This window comes from Streptomyces sp. NPDC001410, assembly GCF_042895235.1.
Lineage (GTDB): Bacteria > Actinomycetota > Actinomycetes > Streptomycetales > Streptomycetaceae > Streptomyces.
The window spans coordinates 38,354-57,652 of the sequence record NZ_JBIAWE010000026.1 but is presented as its reverse complement, the minus strand read 5'-3'; the positions used below and the strand labels follow the sequence as shown (position 1 = coordinate 57,652).

The following is a 19,299-nucleotide window of genomic DNA, read 5'->3' as shown; positions in this document are numbered from 1 at the left end:
TCCTCGCGGTCTTCCCGCTGTCCCCGTCTGCTCATTTCGCCATGGGAGCGTCAATGCGACGAACCGGTCCTGTCCACGCGCTGCTGTCCAGCGTGACCGTAACTGCCTTGTCGGCCACGCTGGTTGCCCTCGGGGGAGGCGGCGCGCACGCCTCGTCGCAGCTGTCCCCGCACCCCGCCAGGCCCATGCCCGGGCACGTGGCGGCCCCGTACTTCGAGGCGTGGACCGGTGAGAGCCCGGCGGCGCTCGCCGCGCAGTCCGGCAACAAGTACCTCACGATGGCCTTCCTCCAGACGTCCGCCGCGGGCTCGTGCGCGACGTACTGGAACGGCGACACCACCCAGCCGATCTCCCCGTCGGTCTTCGGCGGCGACATCGCCGCGATCCAGGCCCGCGGCGGCAACGTCATCCCCTCCTTCGGCGGCTACGGCGCCGACACCACCGGCACCGAACTCGCCGACAGCTGCACCAGCGTCGACGCCATCGCCGCGGTGTACGAGAACCTCGTCACGACCTATGGCATCACACGCATCGACCTCGACGTGGAGGCCGACTCCATCACCAACGCCGCCGGCGTCGACCGCCGCAACAAGGCCGTCGCCAAGGCCGAGCGCTGGGCCGAACGCACGGGCCACAGCCTGCAGTTCTCCTACACCCTGCCGACGACGACCACCGGCCTCGCGCCCAGCGGCGTGGCCCTGCTGCAGAACGCCGTCGACAACCACGCCCGGGTGGACGTCGTGAACATCATGACGTTCGACTACTACGACGGCGCCGCCCACGACATGGCGGCCGACACCAAGAGCGCCGCCGCCGGCCTGCACGACCAACTGGCCGCCCTCCACCCGAAGAAGAGCCCGGCGAAGCTGTGGGGCACGATCGGCGTCACCGAGATGCCCGGCATCGACGACTACGGCCCCGAGGAGACCTTCACCACGCAGAACGCGGCCACGGTCGAGAAGTGGGCCGAGGCCAAGGGGATCGACACCCTCTCCTTCTGGGCCCTCCAGCGCGACAACGGAGGCTGTGTCGGCACCGGCGGCGCCAACTCCTGCTCCGGAATCGCCCAGGACACCTGGCAGTTCAGCCACACCTTCGAGCCGTTCACACGGGGCCACCACGCCCACACGCCCACCGACGACTGAGCCGAAGCCGCCGATCGAGCCGACCCGATCGGCTCGGTGCCCCCGGGTTCATGACCCGGGGGCACCGAACCGGCGCGATCACGCCCTGCGCTGCTGCCGGATCGGCTCTCCCACCCGGTGCATGTGCGCCAGTGCCTCGCGGTACGACTGGATCAGTCCCGTCTCGTGGTACGGCACCCCGATCTCCGCGCAGTAATCCCGCACGATCACCTGGGCCCGGCGCAGGTGGACCGTGGGCATGCTCGGGAACAGATGGTGCTCGATCTGGTAGTTCAGCCCACCCAGCATCACATCGGTGAGCCAACCGCCGCGCACGTTACGGGACGTCAGCACCTGGCGGCGCAGGAAGTCGAGCCGCTGCGCACCGGTGATCGTGGGCATGCCCTTGTGATTGGGAGCGAAGGTGCAGCCCAGGTAGACGCCGAACAGGCACTGGTTCACGGCGAGGAACGCCACCGCCTTCCCCGGTGAGAGCACCAGGAACAGGACGGTGAGCAGACCCGCGATGTGCAGCAGAAGCAGAGCGGCCTCGACCAGCCGGTTCCTCATGGAGGGCGAGCGCAGCGCCCGCAGGCTCGCGGCGTGCAGATTGAAGCCCTCCAGGGTCAGCAGCGGGAAGAACAGCAGCGCCTGGTGGCCACCGAGGAGACGGGCCAGGCCACTGCTGGCGCGGGCTTGCTCGGTGGACCACACCAGGATGTCCGGGGCGACATCGGGGTCCAGCTCCTCGTGATTGGGATTGGCGTGGTGGCGGGTGTGCTTGTTCATCCACCAGCCGTAGCTCATACCTATGCCGAGGTTGCCGAACAGCCGTCCCCAGATCTCGCTGTGCCGGCGCCGCCGGAAGACCTGCCGGTGGGCCAGGTCGTGCGCCACCAGGGCGACCTGCCCGAACATCACGGCCAGAAAGGCGGCCACGGCCAGTTGCCACCAGGTGTCGCCGAGCGCGAAGAAGGCTCCCCAGCCCGCGGCGAACAGCCCGACCACGAGACCGAGCCGTACCGTGTAGTAACCGGGGCGCCGCTTCAGCAGCCCGGCCTCGCTCACGCGCTGGGACAGTCTCGCGAAGTCGCTGCCGGCGCCGGGGGCGGGCGTGCCCGCACACGCGTCGGAGGCCCGGGTCGCCACGGAGGCATCAGGGGAAATCGTCATGCCGAAAATTCTGGGGACAGCCCACCGCCCCGAAGAAGCCTGCCAGCCACCCGGTGGATACGAGGGCTGCCCCACGTGACCTCCGGGGGTTTTCCCCCGTGCGCGCCGGCAGCCTGGCTCCTGCCGCTGCGATTGGCTCTTGCCGCTTCGAGCGGCTGACCACCGACCGCTGACCGCGGTGTGTACCTCTACATGACGTGCTGTCCGCATCATCCCGTTAAGATGCATTTTGTGATCAGGTCGGGACGGCTCCAGCGTCGCCCTCCACTCGGCGGCCGACGGGATCCCGTGATGCTGTCACCGGTGATCCTGACCCTCCTCATCAGCGGCCTGGCCTTCGCCACACCGAGGGAGATCGCCTTCAGCCGCCTCCTGCCCGCAGCACCCGCCCTCGCGGCCGCGCTGTGGACCGTAGTGCCGACGATCCTGCTGGGGGCGTTCTGCCTGCTGGTCATGATCGGACTCAGCCTCGTCTACTCCGACCTGGGGACGCCGTACACGGGTGCCGCGATCGTCGCGGTCACCTTGGCGGCCGCATACGCCAGCCATCTACGACTCGAGCGCGAGGAGATGCTCTTCCAGGTCCGGCTCGTCGCGGACGCAGCCCAGAAAGTGCTGCTCCGCCCGCTGCCGCGCCGCATCCAGGACGTCGAGATCGAGTCGCTCTATCTGGCCGCCCAGGAGCAGGCCCGGATCGGTGGCGACTTCTACGAGGCGGCCGACACCCCGTACGGGGTCCGGCTCCTCATCGGCGACGTGCGCGGCAAGGGACTCCAAGCGGTGGGAGCGGCCTCGGCAGTGATCAACTGCTTCCGGGAGAACGCGTACGACCAACCCGACCTGAGGAGCATCATCCGTCGCCTGGAAACCAGCATCGCCCGGCACAGCCTTGCCACCCCCGCCCCGGACCAGCCCGAGCACTTCGCCACCGCACTGATCGCCGAGATCCCGAACGGCGGTGGGCAGGTCAGAATTCTCAACTGCGGGCACCCGCCACCCCTGCTCGTGCAGAACGGGAAGATCCGCGTCCTCGAGTCCAGCATGCCCTCGCCGCCCCTCAACCTCGCGACGCTCCTCGGGGACCACTACGTCGTTGACACCGTCAACTTCTGCGACGGCGACCAGTTGCTTCTCTACACGGACGGCGTAACGGAGACCAGGGACCGCGACGGCACGTTCTTCCCCCTGCCGGAGTGGATGCGGCAGCTCGGCCCGGCGCCGCCCCGTGAGCTGCTGGACCGGCTTCACCGGGACCTGCTCCACTACAGCGGCGGACGGCTCGACGACGACATCGCGGCTCTCGCCATACGCTGCCGGACCCCACCGGGTGACGAGCGGCCCGCCTAGAGCCGACGCTGCCCCAGTGTTAGAAAAGGGGCATGAGCGGACGCTCCCGCCGGCCGTGGAGGAGAGCGGCGCCGCCGCCCGCCCCGGGGCGGGCGTCCGATCCGCCCCGCCGCCGTACCCGTCGTGGTCGTACAGGCCCCTGGCCGTCCCAGGGACGCCGCCTCTGGCCGTCCCTGAGTGTCCGCACGCTCGCCGCGCAGGTCTTCCTGCTGCAGGCCCTCATCATGCTGCTGCTGGTCGCGGTGGCAGCGGCCGCACTGGTGGTGCAGGGGCGGTACGACGCCGAGCGCAGTGCCAAGGACCGTTCCCTGGCCGCGGCGGAGGCGTTCGCGCACGCACCCGGCACGGTACTCGCGCTGCAGTCACCGGATCCGACGGCACGGCTGCAGGCGCCGGCGGAGCGGGCGATGCTGGGATCCGGCGTCGACTTCGTCACCGTCCTGGACGCACACGGGGTCCGGCTCACCGACCCCGACCCCGCACTGATCGGCACGAAGGCCCAGGGCGTCGGCCGAGCCGCCGCGGGGGAGACGTTCACGGAGACGTACCACGGCCGGCCGGCCGACGCCGTGCGCGCGGTCGTCCCCGTGACGGATGCGAGCAGACGCGTGATCGGCATGGTCAGCGCCGGCATCCAGTACCAGAACCTGGGCCACGTGCTGAGCCAGCAGCTGCCGATACTGCTCGGCGCGGCGGCGGGGGCACTCGTGCTCGCGACCGGCGGTGCGGCTCTCGTCAGCAGGCGGCTGCTGCGGCAGACCCACGGACTCGGGCCCGCCGAGATGACCCAGATGTACGAGCACCACGACGCCGTGCTGCACGCGGTGCGCGAGGGAGTCCTGATCGTCGGCGGCGACGGGCGACTGCTGCTCGCCAACGACGAGGCACACCGGCTGCTGGACCTGCCCGAGGACGCCGACCAGCGACACGTGACGGAGCTGGGTCTCGGGCCCGGCCTCAGACGGCTGCTGGCGTCGGGCGAGGCCGTCTCCGACGAGGTGATGCCGGCCGGGGACCGACTGCTGGCGGTGAACACGCGGCACATCGCACCGTACGACGGCGCGCAGGGCCTGGTGGCCACCTTCCGGGACACCACGGAGCTGAGAGCCCTGTCCGGCCAGGCCGAGGTGGCGCGGGGCCGGCTGTCGTTCCTGTACGAGGCCGGCACGCGGATCGGCACCACGCTCGACGTACGGCGTACGGCCGAGGAGCTCTCGGAGGTGGCGGTCCCGCGCATGGCCGACTTCGTCACCGTGGAACTCCTCGACTCCGTGCTGCGTGGCGAGGAACCCACCGGCGCCGTACTGAGCATGCGACGCACCGCGCTGAGCGAATCACGGGCCGGACATCCCTTGCAGCCGGTGGGAGACCTGATCCAGTTCGTGGTGGCGGACACACCGATGACGGCGGCCCTGCAACGCGGCAAGGCCGTCCTGGTGCCGGACCTGCACACCGCCCAGGACTGGCGGGCCCAGGACCCGGAAGGAGCACGACAGGCCCTGGACTACGGCATCCACTCACTGGTCACGGTCCCTCTGCGGGCCCGGGGGATCGTCCTCGGCATGGTCAACTTCTGGCGCGGCGCCGACTCCGCCCGGTTCGACGAGGAGGACGTCGCCGTGGCCGAGGAACTGGTCGCCCGGGCGGCCGTCGCGATCGACAACGCGCGCCGGTACTCCCGCGAACACGCCATGGCCGTGACACTGCAGCGCAGCCTGCTGCCCCTGGACCTGCCGGACCAGGACGCACTGGAGATCGCCTCCCGCTACCTGCCGGCGCAGTCAGGCGTGGGCGGCGACTGGTTCGACGTCATCCCCCTGCCCGGCTTCCGGGTGGCCCTGACCGTCGGCGACGTCGTCGGGCACGGGCTGCACGCCGCCGTGACCATGGCACGGCTGCGGACCGCCGTGCTGAACTTCTCCTCCCTGGACCTGGCCCCGGACGAACTGCTGAGCCGTCTCGACGAGATGGTGACCCGCCTGGACACCCAGACGGCGAACGCCGACGACGACCGTGCCCCGCTCACCGGCGCCACCTGCCTCTACGCAATCTACGACCCGGTCGGCGGCCGCTGCACCGTCGCCCGGGCCGGCCACCTCGCACCGGCCGTGGTCGACGAACACGGCACCGTGACCATGCCCGAAATCCCCCTGTCGCCGCCCCTGGGGGTGGGTGGGCACCCCTTCGAGGCCGGCGAGCTGGCCCTGTCGGAGGGCAGCCGACTCGTCCTGTTCACCGACGGCCTGATCGAGAGCCGCGGCCGGGACATCGACGAGGGCCTGGACCTGCTCCGCTCGACCGTCGCCCACGCGGACCAGACACCGGAGGAGACCTGCCGCGCCCTCATGGAGACCCTGCTGCCCGAGACACCCGGTGACGACGTCGCGCTGCTCGTCGCCCGGACCCGGCTGCTCGACCCGTCCCAGGTCGCCACCTGGGACGTGCCCTCCGATGCGCAGGCCGTCTCCCGGGTGCGTGCCGACGTCAGCCGACGCCTGGACGACTGGGGGCTGCAGGAGTCGGCGTTCACCACGGAACTGATCCTCAGCGAGCTGCTCACCAACGCGATCCGGTACGGCGTTCCGCCCGTGCGGGTCAGGATCCTGCTGGGAAACACCCTGGTCTGCGAGGTGTCGGACGGCAGCAACACCTCACCCCGGCTACGACGCGCGGCCACCACCGACGAAGGGGGCCGCGGCCTGTTCCTGGTCTCCCAGTTCGCGGACCGCTGGGGCACCCGCTATGCGGCACAGGGCAAGGTGATCTGGGCCGAACAAACCCTGAACCACGGCCGGGAACCGGACGCGGCGGCTGTGTTCGACGCCGTGGCGTGGTGACGCCGTCCGGTGCGGACCGATTCCTACCGCAGAGGGAAAGTGACACACTGCCGCCACCGTGTCCCGTCGTGGACCAGCAAGTCGACCGACGAGACGCGCGCGACGATGGGGAGACTGCCGAGCAGATCGGACTCGACCTTCTCCAGGACAGTCTCGTCCTGGCCCTGGGCGACGGTCAGGTGCGGGACGACGTCGTCGAACTGCCCGCCGAACGGCGGGTTCTCCGGCCACCGCTCCACGATCGACTCGGTGAGGCGCCTGAAGGGGGTGTCCGGTTCAGGGGCGAGATACAGCACCCCGGGAAACCGTCCGCAGTGCTCGAACCGGACCTCGAAGGACTGATGCCGATCGAGTACCTCCCCGATCGCGGCACAGACCCCTTCGTCGATCCGGCTCGCGTCGAGAAACGGGAAGAGCACCGTGACATGAGCCGGGACACCGGCACCGGCCGAGGGATCAAGCCGCTCGCGCCACATCCGCACAGCAGGCTCCGCCTCCGGGACCTTCACGATCAGCCCCGACTGCATTGCCTGGAACCGATGGGAGTCGTTCTCCGTCATCACGCCTGTCTATCAGCAGGGCTTGACCGTGGGCGATCCGCGTGTCTCATGTGCCACTCTGACCGGGTGACAGAGAACAACGGGGAACGCACGGTACGGGGCTGGATCTGGAGCTTCCGACCCCGAGCTGCTGTTGAGGGCGGACACTCTGATCGCGGCCTTCGCTGCCTGACCCATCCCGTGAGACGGGGCCAGGCTGCTACCGGTCCATCAGCCGCAGCACAGGAATGGAGTGGTCTCGCGAGATGAGGCGGGACGTCTCCTCCGGATACGCGGTGACGGTCGGTCGCGTGTCGAAGAGCTGTGTGAGGCGGCGAGAGAAGTCGTACGGGGGCCCAGCCGGGGTCACCCTGCCCGGCGAAGGCGGTCCACGCGGTGCGCATACGTGCGGACAGCTCTTCCGCAGCGGGGGAGGGGCTCTCCCCGATCAGCGCCGCAGGCTGGCCGCTGCCCAGGTTCCCGAACACGAGCGGTACGTCGAGGCCGTGGCAGGCGCCGAGGACACCCCCCATTCCCGGGGCGGACCAGGCCAGTTCGTACAGGTGGACACGTCCGCCGCCGGTGAACTGCGCCGTGGCGAGGTGGAGGCTCGGCATGCGGAACAGACAGTCCGAGTTGACCAGTTCGTGCAGCTCGTCCGGGCCTGCGCCAGGGAAACCGTCGCGGTACCGGCGTGCGCCGTCCGGGCCGGGGGCGAGGACCTGCAGAGCAGTCTCGGCCCGTTCTACCGTCACCTGCCCCAGCATGCCGTCGAGCGCGGTCAACAGCCGCTGCTCGTCACGCGTGTGCCCGACCAGCAGGTCGATGTCCCGGCCCGCACCGTCGGCCAGGGCCTGCCACGGAGTGACGGGCAGAACATCACCATCGACGACGGGCGAGAACGGGATCGACCTGTGCGCAACGGGACCCCACCGCTCCGCGAACGAGGCGCACTTGACCATGATCGCGTCGCCGGCGGCCGGCAGAGCGGCGAACGCTCACCCTCCACCGTGCCGAAGCTGTCCACGGCCAACGGCCTGCTGTATCTGTACACGAAGGACCCGAACCCGTTGGGCATCGACGCCTGGTACCTGACCGCCGTCGACTTCCGCACGGGCGAAACCCGCTTCAGGCAGCTCGTGGGCACCGGCGTCACCTACGACAACAACTGGGCCCCGATCACTCTCGGCCCCGATGGCACCGCCTACGTCGGAGTGTTCAACGGCCTCACCGCCGTCCACGACCTCAACTGAGTTGCAGCTGCCGGACCGTTGACTCCACGAACGTCTATTGGTTGAGTGGCTCATCCACTGAGCCACTCGGGAGGACGGCGTGGAGGCACTGCCCCGCGAGACCATCGTCGATGTTCTGGAGAGCCGACTGCGTGAGGACATCCTCACCGGACGCCACCCGGCGGGCAGTTACCTGCCGCCCGAGCGGACGCTCGCCGACGGTTACGGCGTCACCCGCACCACCCTCAAGCACGCCTTCGGCCGCCTGATGCAGGCCGGACTGCTGGAGACCCGGCACGGCGTCGGCACCCGCGTGCGGGACTACCTGCGCCTGGGCGGTGCCGACCTGCTGCCCATGCTCGTACGGCACAGCCCCGACTGGATCGGTGAGGTCTTCGAAGTACGGCGCAGCATCGGCGCGTTGATCGCCGAGCGGGCCGCGGCGCGGGCGACCGACCGGCAGCGGGCCGAGCTGCGAGCCCTCCTGGCAGTCGTGGGGGAGGCGGCCGACGCCGATGCCGTACAGCTCGCGGACATCGAGGTCCACCGGGCGCTGGCCCGCGCCACCGGCAACCGCGTCTACGTCCTGCTGACCAACACGCTCTTCAATGCCTATCTGCCGGTGCGTGCCGCACTCAGGGGCCCGTTCACGGACGCCGGGGTGGCTCGCGGGCGCCTGGAGCCGGTGGTCGATGCGGTGGTGTGCGGCGACGAGGCCGCCGCCCGGCAGGCGGCCGAGCACTACCTGACGGCGACCGAGCGGATCATGCTGGAGAGCCTCGCATGAGCGGGCAGACGATCTCACGCGCGACCACGAACACCGGCTCGCCCACTCGTGGCACCGTCTTTCGCGAGACGATGCTCGGCACGTTGCGGCTCGACGACGAGGACCGTACACGCCGGGTCCGCCTCGATCTGACAGTCTCGGCCGACCGCATTCTCCGCCTCCTCGGTACGACCGAGGCCCGCGCCACCGGCCGGATACGGATCGCGGGCTGGGCCGACGACCCGTACGCCGAGGGAGAGTTGGAGATCTCGCCGCTCGCCCGACGCCGTATCCGCTACCGCATCACCTTCACCACCGAAGGCCGCCGACTCACTCTCGACGGCTGGAAGTCCGTCACCCCACGCAGCCCCATGGCCTCGATGACCGTGCTGCCGTGCACCCTCCACGACGACGGCGAGCGGATCGGCACCGGCACCCTGCGCTTTCCCCTCGGCACGCAACTCCTTCCCTTCCTGGCCAGTTTCCGCTTCCCACGGCAGGAGGAACCCGACGCGTTCCTCGCACCCCGCTGGCGCGGCGAACCCGGCCGTACCGAGGTCTGGTACACCACCGTCACCGACCCGGCCACCGGCAGCGGACTGTGGCTGCACCACGAACTGACCGCGCCGGCCGACGGATCCGAGCCCTACGCGCACGGGTGGGCCGCGGTCTTCCCCAAGGACGGACCCGTGCGGCACGCCCGCTTCGGCCCCGCCAAGTGGACTCCCGACGACTCCGGCTTCAGCGTCGACGGAGTCGCGGTCCGACCCGGACGCCTGTCCGGAGCGGCCGAGGGTGGCGCTCTGCGCTGGGACCTGACCGAACGTCCCACGGACGAACCTCTGTTCACCTTCCCCCACTGGTCCTGGCGCCGGCCCCTGCTTCCTGCCGCCCAGATGCTCCCCGCGGCCAGGGCCACCTACGACGGCACCTTCACCCACGACGACACCACGCTGACCCTCACCGCCGCCCCGGGCGCCTCCGCCCGCATCTACGGCCACGGCAACGCCCGCCGCTGGGCCTGGCTGCACGCCGACCTCGGCGGCGGAGACGTCCTGGAGATCGTCGCCGCCGTCTCCATGCACCCGGGCCTGCGCCGGCTTCCCCCCGTGGTCTTCCTCCGACTGCGCCGGCAGGGTCGCACCTGGCCGCGCCGCCCCGAACGGCCGGCCGCCGGCTGGGCCGGAGCAGGGCGTTTCCGCGCCGGCATCGCCCTGCCCACCTGGACGGTCACCGGCCGCACCGGCCTGCGCCGGATCCGGGTCGAGGTCACCCAGCGAGCGGACCGTACCCTCGCCCTCGACTACACCGACCCCGACGGCCAACACGCGACGTGTCACAACAGCGAGCGAGCCGACGCGCACGTCCTGCTGGAGCGGTGGTGGTTCGGCGGCTGGCGCACCGAGGCCGAGTGGACGCTGGAGGGCACGGCCCACGCGGAGGTGGGCACACGATGACTCTCACCGGCCTCGTGTCCGCCCTGCTCGCCGACGACGGCACAGCCAACTGGCCCCGTCGCGTCCCCGCCAGACTGGAGACGGTCCTCACCTCGATGCCTCTCGCCGCGCGGGCCGGCCTCAGGGCAGCAGCGCGCGGCGTGGACGCCTACGCCATGACACGCACCGGACGCACGCTCGGCGCACTCACCACGCCCGAACGGGAATCCGTACTGGCTGAACTGGCCGCACGGCCCGCCCTTCTCCCACTCCTCGACGTGCTGAAGGTGCCCGTCCTCCTGGCCGCCGGAACAGAGCGCATCCTCCAGGACGGTCCCACACCGCGCGGCCTCACCCGCCAGGATCCGCCGCTCGACCTGACGCCCGCGCCCGCCTGGCCCGCGCGCTCCACCGCCGACGCCGTCGTCATCGGCTCGGGCGCGGGCGGGGCGATGGCCGCGCGGACCCTGGCCCGAGCCGGGCTGGACGTCGTCGTCCTCGAGGAGGGGCAGCACCACTCCACCGAGTCGTTCGGCCGGCGCACGCCCCTGGACCGCTTCACCGACCTCTACCGGGACGGCGGAGCGACCGTCGCCGTCGGCAACCCACCGCTGCTGCTGCCTACGGGCCGAGCAGTCGGCGGCACCACGGTCGTCAACTCCGGTACCTGCTACCGCACTCCGGGCCACGTCCTGGCCCGCTGGAGCAAGGACTTCGGATTCACGCCCGCCGACGGCTTCGACCGGCACCTGGACGAGGCCGAGCGCACCCTGCGGGTGGCCACCCAACCGGTCGACGTCCTCGGCAACAACGGCCGCATTGCGCTGGGCGGCGCGCGTGAACTCGGCTGGCAGGCCGCGCCCCTGCGCCGCAACGCGCCCGGCTGCCAGGGCTCCTGCCAGTGCGTGGTGGGCTGTCCGACCGGCGCCAAGCAGAGCGTGCAGCTGTCCGTGCTGCCCGAGGCCTGCGCCGCGGGGGCCCGTGTCGTCACCGGAGCCCGAGTCGAGCGCATCCTCGTCGACACGGACCGGCCCGCAGGCCCGAGCGCGGCAGGTGTACGCGCACGCTGCGAGGCGAACGGCGGGTTCGAGATCCTCGCGCCCCTGGTCGTCGTCGCCGCCGGCGCGCTGCAGTCTCCGCCACTCCTACGCCGCTCCGGCCTGGGCCGGCACCCCCGCCTCGGCCGCAATCTCAGCGTCCACCCGGCCACGAGCGTCGCCGGACGCTTCGCCGAACCGGTCACCGCCTGGGAAGGAGTGCTGCAGAGCGTCGGAGTCGAGGAGCACCACTCGCAAGGCATCCTCATCGAGGCCACCGCCACCCCGCCCGGCATGGGCTCCTTCATCCTCCCCGGACTGGGCGCCGAGCTACGCCGCGAACTGGAGACCGCCGACCGGCTCGCCACGCTCGGCGCGATGATCGCCGACCGCCCCTCCGGTCGCGTCCTCGGCCGCGACCGCACACTGATCCGCTACGACCTGGACCACCGCGACGCAGGCCGCTTGCTACGGGCCGTGCGCGCCATGGGCGAGCTGCTGTTCGCCGCAGGAGCCGAGGAAGTGCTCACCGGCATCCCCCACACACCCCGCGTACACAGCCTCGCGGAACTGGACACCGCCCTGGCGGGCACGAGCGCACGCCACCTCCACCTCTCGGCCTACCACCTCACCGGCACGGTCGCCGCAGGCGCAGACCCGCACCGCTTCCCGGCCGACCCGTGGGGCAGGCTCCGAGGAGTACACGGAGTACTGCTCGCGGACGCCTCCGTGCTCCCCAGCTGCCCGCAGGTGAATCCCCAACTGAGCATCATGGCAGCGGCGTTGGCGATCGCCGAAGCGGCTGTCCGCGCATGAGAACCAGGACCGCGAAATGTCCGTCAGCGCCACTGATCGAACGCGGAAAGCACAACCTTGATCCCGTCTTCCCAAGTCGGGAAATGGCCCCGGATCTGGGAGAGCGATACCGCCGCCGAGGTCTTGCGGCCGTCCATCGCGTAGACGGCGTGTTCGTAGAGCGGGAGTTGGGGACCATCCGCCGGCTGCCGCCGGACGGCGCGTACACGCAGGAAGCCCGCCGGACGTCCCCAGAATCGGGCCAGCCCCCGGCTCGGACACGACATACGATCGGGACGTGACGATCAAGTACGAGTGGCGGGCCGACGTCGACAACGCCTCCCTCAACGCACTGCACGCCGACGGCTTCGGCCACCCGGTTGCTCAGATCGACTGGCGAGCACGACTTGGACGCCACAGCCTCGGCTGGGTCTGTGCGCAGGAAGACGGCATCCTGGTCGGCTTCGTCAACGTTGTCTGGGACGGCGGAGCTCATGCCTTCATCCTGGACACGGTGGTCGCCCAGCATTGCCGGGCAAGAGGAGTTGGCGCCAGGCTCGTCGCGATCGCGGCCGAAGAAGCCCGTGCCGCGAAGTGCGCGTGGCTTCACGTCGACTTCGAGGACCACCTGCGTCCGTTCTATTTCGATGCCTGTGGCTTCAAAGAGACGACGGCCGGGCTGATCGCCCTATAGCCCCATGCCTGGCCCACGGCACCCCGTGAGAGTCTCCGGAGAGCGACTTGACCTTGCCCTTGAGGTCAAGGTCTAGCGTTCGTGGAGATGAGCGGCATGAAGATCGGCGAGCTGGCCAGACGCGCCGGCGTGACAATCAAAGCGGTGCGTTACTACGAATCGCTCGGGTTGATCATGCCGCGCCGGCTCGCCAACGGGTACCGGGACTACGACGAGGACGACGTGCGGATGGTGCGCGAGATCCGGGCGCTTGGCAGCCTCGGCATCCCGGTCGAGCGCACACGGCCGTTCCTGGAGTGCCTGGCGTCCGGACAGCAGCACGCCGACGACTGTCCGGCGTCGCTGGCCGGCTATCGCGAGGCCATCGACGAGGTGACCGAGCGGATCGAGGCCCTGACCAGCCGCCGAGCGACCCTGATACGGCATCTGAGGCAGGCCGCCTATCGCAGCAGCAACAGCAGCCAAGCGCCCGACGACGGAGAGCACATCATGAGCGACTTCCACCGCCTGCCCGCGGACCTGCCCGTCCCGGAAGACGACGGCGCGGCCGACCACCTGCCCGGCCTGAAGGCACCCGACCTCGAACTGGCCGACACCACAGGCGAGATGGTGCGTATCGATGCCCTTGGCTCCGGCCGCACGATCGTCTACATCTACCCGCTCACGGGCCGCCCGGATGCCGACCTCCCCGACGGCTGGGACGCCATCCCCGGAGCACGGGGCTGCACCACCGAAGCCTGCGATTTCCGGGACCACCACCAAGAGCTTCTTACGGCCGGCGCGCGGAGGGTCTTCGGCCTGTCCAGCCAGGACACCGCCTATCAACGCGAGGTCGTCGAGCGGCTCCGCCTGCCGTTCCCGATGCTCTCCGATCCTCGGCTGAACCTGGCCGCGGCCCTCGGCCTGCCCACGTTCGACGTGGACGGGATGACGCTGTTCAAGCGGCTGACCCTCGTCATCCGTGATGGGGTGATCGAGCATGTCTTCTACCCGATCTTCCCGCCCAACGTGCATGCCCAGCAGGTCCTGGCGTGGCTGCGCGACAACCCCGTGGCATGAACTTCCCTGTGTTCAGCGGGTGGTGAAGCCCCCGTTGACGAAGAAGACCTGGCCGTTGGCGATGGCGTTGACGGAGGTGCTCCGGCCGACACGGCCTACGCGCCATCCAGACCCCCCGCCCCGAGGCGCTGCCGCTGCGGAGTCACGACGTACAGCGGGTCCTGAGCGGACGCGAGGCCCGCCGCGAAGATGCCGAACCGGGTGCATAGTCCCGCTGCCAGGTACGCCCCTGCGGCCAGCAGCGGAGCCGCCCGACGCCCCGTGAGAAGCGACAGGCCGGCTCCGGTCACGACGAGCGCCTTGCTCAGGGTCAGCAGTCGCCCGGGCCGGCCCGTGACGTAGGGCTCACCGACCAGTCCGAGCCGTCGCTCGATGCGGCGCATCGCGGCGAGTTCCATGCCCGTGCCGAGCAGGCCCATGCGGATGGGCGGACCGTGGTCCGCGCGGGGCGCGCAGAGCAGTGCCGCACCCGAGGCGCTGGTGAGCGCGCTGCCCGCGAAGACGTACGGGAGTTCCGGGTACGCCTCGTGCCACGCCGGCACCGCGGTGTCGGAGAGCAGTACCGCGGTGTACGTGCACATCGCCGGCCCCAGGACGGCGGATCCGAGTCCGGCGACGCGGCCCAGCCCGGGCAGCCTTCCGGTGGCCTGCGAGGCGGCCGCGGCGGTGGCAAGCGTGGAGAACGGCGCGAGGATCCAGGAGCCCACCGACAACGGCGAGGTGGGCTTGAGGACGCGCAGCATGTGCGTGAAGCGCTCGGGACGGCCGAGGTCGTGGACCAGGGCGGCGACGCTCGCCACAGATGCGGCACCAGCGACCTGCCGGCCCGCCCCGGCCAGCTCCCGACGCCCGGTCAGCTCGGCCACCGCGGCCATGGTAGCCGACGCACCGGCGGTGCCGCCGAGGAAGAGATACCCCGGCACGTCCGGCACCTTCCAGGTGGGACGCTTGAGGATCGGCCGGCCGTAGTACGACCGGAACTCCGCGCGCGGAACCATGGGCCGCTCCCGCTCACCGCGCCCCGTCACGACCGCGTCCTCTCCCACGTCCCCCGCCCCAGAAAGGACAGCGCCACACTCACCGCCACACCGACCGCGGCCGCCGCCGCATGCCGCCACATCGACGGCAGGTCATGCGTGGTGACCACCGGATCCGGCGGCAGTCCGTACACCTCGGGCTCGTCGAGCAGAAGGAAGAACGCGCCGTCACCGCCGACGCCGTCCCCCGGATCCCGCCCGTACAGCCGTGCCTGGTCCACCCCGCGCTCGTGCAGCTCGGCCACCCGCCGGTCGGCCCGCTCGCGCAGTTCCTCCAACGGGCCGAACTGGATGGAGTCGGTCGGGCACGCCTGGGCGCAGGCCGGTTCCCGGCCCGCCCCCAGACGGTCATAGCACAGCGTGCACTTGAAGGCCCGGCCGTCGCCCGGGCGGATGTCGATCACGCCGTACGGGCACGCAGGCACGCAGTATCCGCAGCCGTTGCAGATGTCCTCCTGCACCACCACGGTCCCGAACTCGGTGCGGAACAACGACCCGGTCGGGCAGACGTCCAGGCAGGCGGCGTGGGTGCAGTGCTTGCACACGTCACTGGACATCAGCCAGCGCACCTGGCCGTCCCCGGCGCCCGCGTCGTGCCCGGGCGGTGGCCCGACGGCCGGCATGCCCAGGTCGACCGGCGGCCGGTCCGGTGCCACCGTCTGCTCGACGAACGCCACGTGCCGCCAGTTGTCGGCGCTCAGCGCGCCCGTGTTGTCGAACGACTGCCCCAGCAGGTCGAGTTCCTCGGTCTCGGCCGGCACGAGGTTCCACTCCTTGCAGGCCACCTGGCACGCCTTGCAGCCGATGCAGACGGAGGTGTCCGTGAAGAAGCCCATCCGGGGCGGGTGGGTGTCCGGGTAACCGGCGTCCGCCGCGGGGTCGGCCAGCGGGCCGGACAGCCTGTTGCGGTCGGAAGTCATCGCTTCCCCTCTCCTGCGCCCGGCGGGATGTCCTCGGGGAGGCCGGCGCGCCGCCGGTAGGCCGCCACATGGGCCCGCAGCGCCGGGCCCCGTGGACGTCTGCCGGGCCGGATGTCGCAGGTCGCCGCCTTGGACTCCTGTATGCGTACGTTCGGGTCGAGGACGACGGACAGCAGCTCGTTCGCCGCGTCGCCCGTCGACAGACCGTTCGGACCCCAGTGGTAGGGCAGTCCCACCTGGTGGATGGTGCGGCCCCGGATCCGCAGCGGTTTGATGCGGTCGGTCACCAGCACTCTCGCCTCGACCGCCGTACGGGCCGTGGTGATGGTCGCCCAGCCCAGGTGTTCCAGGCCGCGCTCCGCGGCGAGTTCGGGGGAGACCTCGCAGAAGAACTCCGGTTGCAGCTCGGAGAGATAGGGCAGCGTACGGCTCATGCCGCCGGCCGTGTGGTGCTCGGTGAGCCGGTAGGTGGTGAACGCGTACGGGTACACCTCGCTCCCGGCCCGGTGGTACCGGTTGGCCGGATGGTCGTAGGTCTGCAGCGCCGGGTTCGTCTGCTGTCCGTACAGCGGGTTGTCCACCGGCGACTCGTACGGCTCGTAGTGCGCGGGCAGCGGGCCGTCGGTCAGCCCGGCCGGCGCGAACAGCCAGGCGCGGCCGTCGCTCTGCATGATGAACGGGTCGGTGCCGGCCAGGGCGTCCTGTGCTGTCGCGTCCGGCGGCGGCCGGTAGTCGGGCGGCTTGTCCGCCTCGCAGTCCGGGACGTCGTCCCCGGTCCACCGGCTCTGCTCGGCGTCCCACCACACGTACCGCTTGCGCTCGCTCCACGGCCTTCCCTCGGGGTCGGCCGACGCCCGGTTGTACAGGGTGCGGCGGTTGGTCGGCCACGCCCAGCCCCAGTCGGGGGCGACCCGGCTCTGTTCGTCGCGCGGCCGGCGGTTCGCCGCGTGGTTGTGTCCGTCGGCGTGGACCCCGCAGTAGATCCAGACGCCGCAGGAGGTGGAGCCGTCGTCCCGCAGCTGGGTGTACGACGACAGGGACTGCCCGTCCTGTCCGTACCCGTTGATCTCGGCCAGTACGGCGTCGGCACTCGGTTCGGCCAGCGGGCCCGACGTCGGGTAGTCCCACGTGAGGTCGAGCAGCGGACGGTCGCGCGGCTCGGTGGAGCCGGCGAGCTTCTCCCTGATGATCCGTCCGAGGTGGTGGTAGAACCACAGGTCGCTGCGGGCGTCCCCGGGCGGGTCGACCGCCGTGTGGTGCCACTGCAGCAGCCGCTGGGTGTTGGTGAAGCTGCCGTCCTTCTCCGTGTGCGCCGCGGCCGGCAGGAAGAACACCTCCGTCGGGATCTCCTCGGTGCGCAGCTCACCGGTCTCGATCTCCGGCCCGTCCTGCCAGAAGGTCGCGCTCTCGATGAGGCGCAGGTCGCGCACGATCAGCCAGTCCAGGTTCGCCAGGCCGAGGCGCTGCAGCTTGCTGTTGGCCGAACCGACCGCCGGGTTCTCTCCGACGAGGAAGTACCCCTTGCACTCGCCCGACAGCTGGTTCAGCACCGTCTGATAGGTGCCGTGGTCGCCGGTCAGCCGGGGCAGCCAGTCGAAGCGGTAGTCGTTCTCCTCGGCGGCGGCATCCCCCCACCAAGCCTTGAGCAGACTCACCGCGTACGCGCGCATGTTGCCCCAGAAGCCGGTCGTGCCGGCGTCCGCGGCCACGAACGCGTCCAGGTCCTGGTGCTGGTGGGCGTGCGGCATGGGGATGTAGCCGGGCAGCAGGTCGTACAGAGTGGGGACGTCCGTGGAACCCTGGATGCTGGCGTGTCCGCGCAGCGCCAGGATGCCGCCTCCCGGCCGCCCGATGTTGCCCAGCAGCGACTGCAGGATGGCCGCGGTACGGATGTACTGCACCCCGACCGTGTGCTGGGTCCAGCCGACGGAGTAGCACAGCGCCGTGGTGCGCTCGCGCCCGGAGTTGGCGGTGATCGCGTCGGCCACGCGGGCGAACAGCTCGCGGGGGACACCGCACACGTCCTCGACCAACTCCGGCGTGTAGCGGGCGAAGTGCCGCTTGAGCACCTGGTACACACAGCGCGGGTGTTGCAGCGTCGGGTCCATGGCCGGCGTCCCGCCCAGGGCGGGACCGCCCGAGCCGTACGAGTGCGCGCGGCCGCTCTCGCGCAGCTCCCTGCCTCCGTGCTGCCGGGCAGCCCCGTCCTGTTCGCCCTCGTCGCCCCCGTCGCGCGAAGCCGGCCACCGGTCCCGGTCACCGGCCGCGGCCGCGGCTTGCGCTCCCTCGTACATCCAGCTGGTCGTCTCGTAGTGCCGGCTCTCCGGGTCGAAGCCGGAGAACAGCCCGTCCAGGTCCTCGGTGTCGGCGAAGTCCTCGCGCAGGATCGCCGGTGCGTTGGTGTAGGCGACCACGTACTCGCGGAAGTCCTTGTCGTGGCTGAGCACATGGTTGATCAGGGCGCCGAGGAAGGCGATGTCCGTCCCGGCCCGCAGTGGCACGTGGACGTCGGCCAGCGCGCTGGTGCGGGTGAAGCGGGGGTCGACATGGATGATCGTGGCACCCCGTTCCCTGGCCTCCACCACCCACTGGAAGCCGACCGGATGGCACTCGGCCATGTTCGAGCCCTGGATGAGGATGCAGTCGGCCTCGGCCAGATCCTGCTGGAACGTCGTGGCTCCGCCACGGCCGAACGAGGTCCCCAGACCGGGAACCGTGGCGGAGTGTCAAATCCGCGCCTGGTTCTCGATCTGGATCGCGCCCAGTGCCGTGTACAGCTTCTTCATCAGGTAGTTCTCTTCGTTGTCCAGCGTCGCTCCGCCGAGCGAGGCGATGCCCAGCGTGCGCCGGACCGGAACACCGTGATGCGTGTCCTGCCAGGTCTGCCGCCGGGTTGCGATGACCCGGTCGGCGATCATGTCCATCGCGCGGTCGAGCGGGATCCGCTCCCACCCCGTGCCGTACGGCGCCCGGTGCAGGACGGCGCTGATCCGGCCGGGGCCGGTCACCAACTGCTTGCTGGCCGAGCCCTTCGGGCACAGCCGGCCGCGTGAGACGGGGGAGTCCGGGTCGCCCTCGATCTGGATGACCTGCTCGTCCTTGACGTAGACCTTCTGACCGCAGCCCACGGCGCAGTACGGGCACACGGACCGTACGACCCTGTCGGCCCGCTCGGTACGGGCGGACAGCCGCTCGGTGCCGCGCGAGCGCGCCGCGCTTCCCCGGCCCAGCGCATCGTCACCGGTGAGCTGCCGGTACACCGGCCAGCCGTCGATCCACTGCCACAGGCCCATGGCGATCTCC

Annotated in this window: 13 protein-coding genes and 1 pseudogene; 9 read left to right on the top strand and 5 right to left on the bottom strand. The window is 70.8% G+C overall.

The genetic code is table 11. From position 1 onward, the window contains the following. Positions 1–92: 92 nt before the first annotated feature. Positions 93–1,145: a chitinase gene (locus ACFY3C_RS41025; RefSeq protein ID WP_390774481.1), complete on the top strand. Its 1,053-nt coding sequence runs from the start codon at positions 93–95 to the stop codon at positions 1,143–1,145. Between the two features lie 78 nt (positions 1,146–1,223). Here ACFY3C_RS41025 and ACFY3C_RS41020 read toward each other — a convergent pair whose 3' ends face one another. Next, positions 1,224–2,297: a fatty acid desaturase family protein gene (locus ACFY3C_RS41020; RefSeq protein WP_390774480.1), complete on the bottom strand. Its 1,074-nt coding sequence runs from the start codon at positions 2,295–2,297 to the stop codon at positions 1,224–1,226. A gap of 303 nt (positions 2,298–2,600) precedes the next feature. Here ACFY3C_RS41020 and ACFY3C_RS41015 point away from each other — a divergent pair, with 303 nt between their 5' ends. Together ACFY3C_RS41015 and ACFY3C_RS41010 are read left to right on the top strand one after the other, a co-directional pair. Continuing rightward, positions 2,601–3,644 (top strand): PP2C family protein-serine/threonine phosphatase, encoded by a 1,044-nt coding sequence (locus tag ACFY3C_RS41015; RefSeq protein ID WP_390774479.1) that lies wholly within the window; start codon positions 2,601–2,603, stop codon positions 3,642–3,644. A 32-nt stretch (positions 3,645–3,676) separates the two neighbouring features. Next, positions 3,677–6,481: a SpoIIE family protein phosphatase gene (locus ACFY3C_RS41010; RefSeq protein WP_390774478.1), complete on the top strand. Its 2,805-nt coding sequence runs from the start codon at positions 3,677–3,679 to the stop codon at positions 6,479–6,481. A 23-nt stretch (positions 6,482–6,504) separates the two neighbouring features. Here ACFY3C_RS41010 and ACFY3C_RS41005 read toward each other — a convergent pair whose 3' ends face one another. Then, positions 6,505–7,041, bottom strand: coding sequence for a 2'-5' RNA ligase family protein (locus ACFY3C_RS41005; protein WP_390774477.1), 537 nt, complete (start codon positions 7,039–7,041; stop codon positions 6,505–6,507). Between the two features lie 962 nt (positions 7,042–8,003). Here ACFY3C_RS41005 and ACFY3C_RS41000 point away from each other — a divergent pair. The 6 genes and pseudogenes from ACFY3C_RS41000 to ACFY3C_RS40975 form a co-directional block, all read left to right on the top strand. After that, positions 8,004–8,273, top strand: a pseudogene (locus tag ACFY3C_RS41000) (hypothetical protein); the annotation flags it as partial. A 79-nt stretch (positions 8,274–8,352) separates the two neighbouring features. After that, positions 8,353–9,039 (top strand): FadR/GntR family transcriptional regulator, encoded by a 687-nt coding sequence (locus ACFY3C_RS40995; RefSeq protein WP_390774476.1) that lies wholly within the window; start codon positions 8,353–8,355, stop codon positions 9,037–9,039. Continuing rightward, a complete protein-coding gene (locus ACFY3C_RS40990; protein WP_390774475.1) occupies positions 9,036–10,475 on the top strand; it encodes a hypothetical protein in 1,440 nt (479 codons plus the stop codon). The genes ACFY3C_RS40995 and ACFY3C_RS40990 overlap by 4 nt, the downstream gene beginning before the upstream one ends. Beyond that, complete coding sequence (locus tag ACFY3C_RS40985) at positions 10,472–12,307, top strand: GMC family oxidoreductase N-terminal domain-containing protein (RefSeq protein WP_390774474.1); 1,836 nt, start codon at positions 10,472–10,474, stop codon at positions 12,305–12,307. Before ACFY3C_RS40990 ends, ACFY3C_RS40985 begins: the two co-directional genes overlap by 4 nt. 277 nt (positions 12,308–12,584) lie before the next feature. Further along, entirely contained in the window at positions 12,585–12,980 is a 396-nt protein-coding gene (locus tag ACFY3C_RS40980; RefSeq protein WP_390774473.1) for a GNAT family N-acetyltransferase, read from the top strand. Positions 12,981–13,076: 96 nt separating this feature from the next. Next, the gene (locus ACFY3C_RS40975; protein WP_390774528.1) at positions 13,077–14,039 is read left to right on the top strand and encodes a MerR family transcriptional regulator; all 963 of its coding nucleotides are present in this window, start codon (positions 13,077–13,079) and stop codon (positions 14,037–14,039) included. 95 nt (positions 14,040–14,134) lie between these two features. Here the strand turns inward: ACFY3C_RS40975 and nrfD are convergent, their stop codons facing one another. The 3 genes from nrfD to fdh are packed head-to-tail and all read right to left on the bottom strand — an operon-like array spanning position 14,135 to position 19,289. Continuing rightward, on the bottom strand, positions 14,135–15,067 hold the full coding sequence (nrfD, locus tag ACFY3C_RS40970) for an NrfD/PsrC family molybdoenzyme membrane anchor subunit (protein WP_390774472.1): 933 nt from the start codon (positions 15,065–15,067) through the stop codon (positions 14,135–14,137). Continuing rightward, positions 15,064–15,996 (bottom strand): 4Fe-4S dicluster domain-containing protein, encoded by a 933-nt coding sequence (locus ACFY3C_RS40965; RefSeq protein WP_386579987.1) that lies wholly within the window; start codon positions 15,994–15,996, stop codon positions 15,064–15,066. The genes nrfD and ACFY3C_RS40965 overlap by 4 nt, the downstream gene beginning before the upstream one ends. Then, the gene (gene fdh, locus ACFY3C_RS40960; RefSeq protein WP_390774471.1) at positions 15,993–19,289 is read right to left on the bottom strand and encodes a formate dehydrogenase; all 3,297 of its coding nucleotides are present in this window, start codon (positions 19,287–19,289) and stop codon (positions 15,993–15,995) included. Before fdh ends, ACFY3C_RS40965 begins: the two co-directional genes overlap by 4 nt. Positions 19,290–19,299 lie beyond the last annotated feature (10 nt).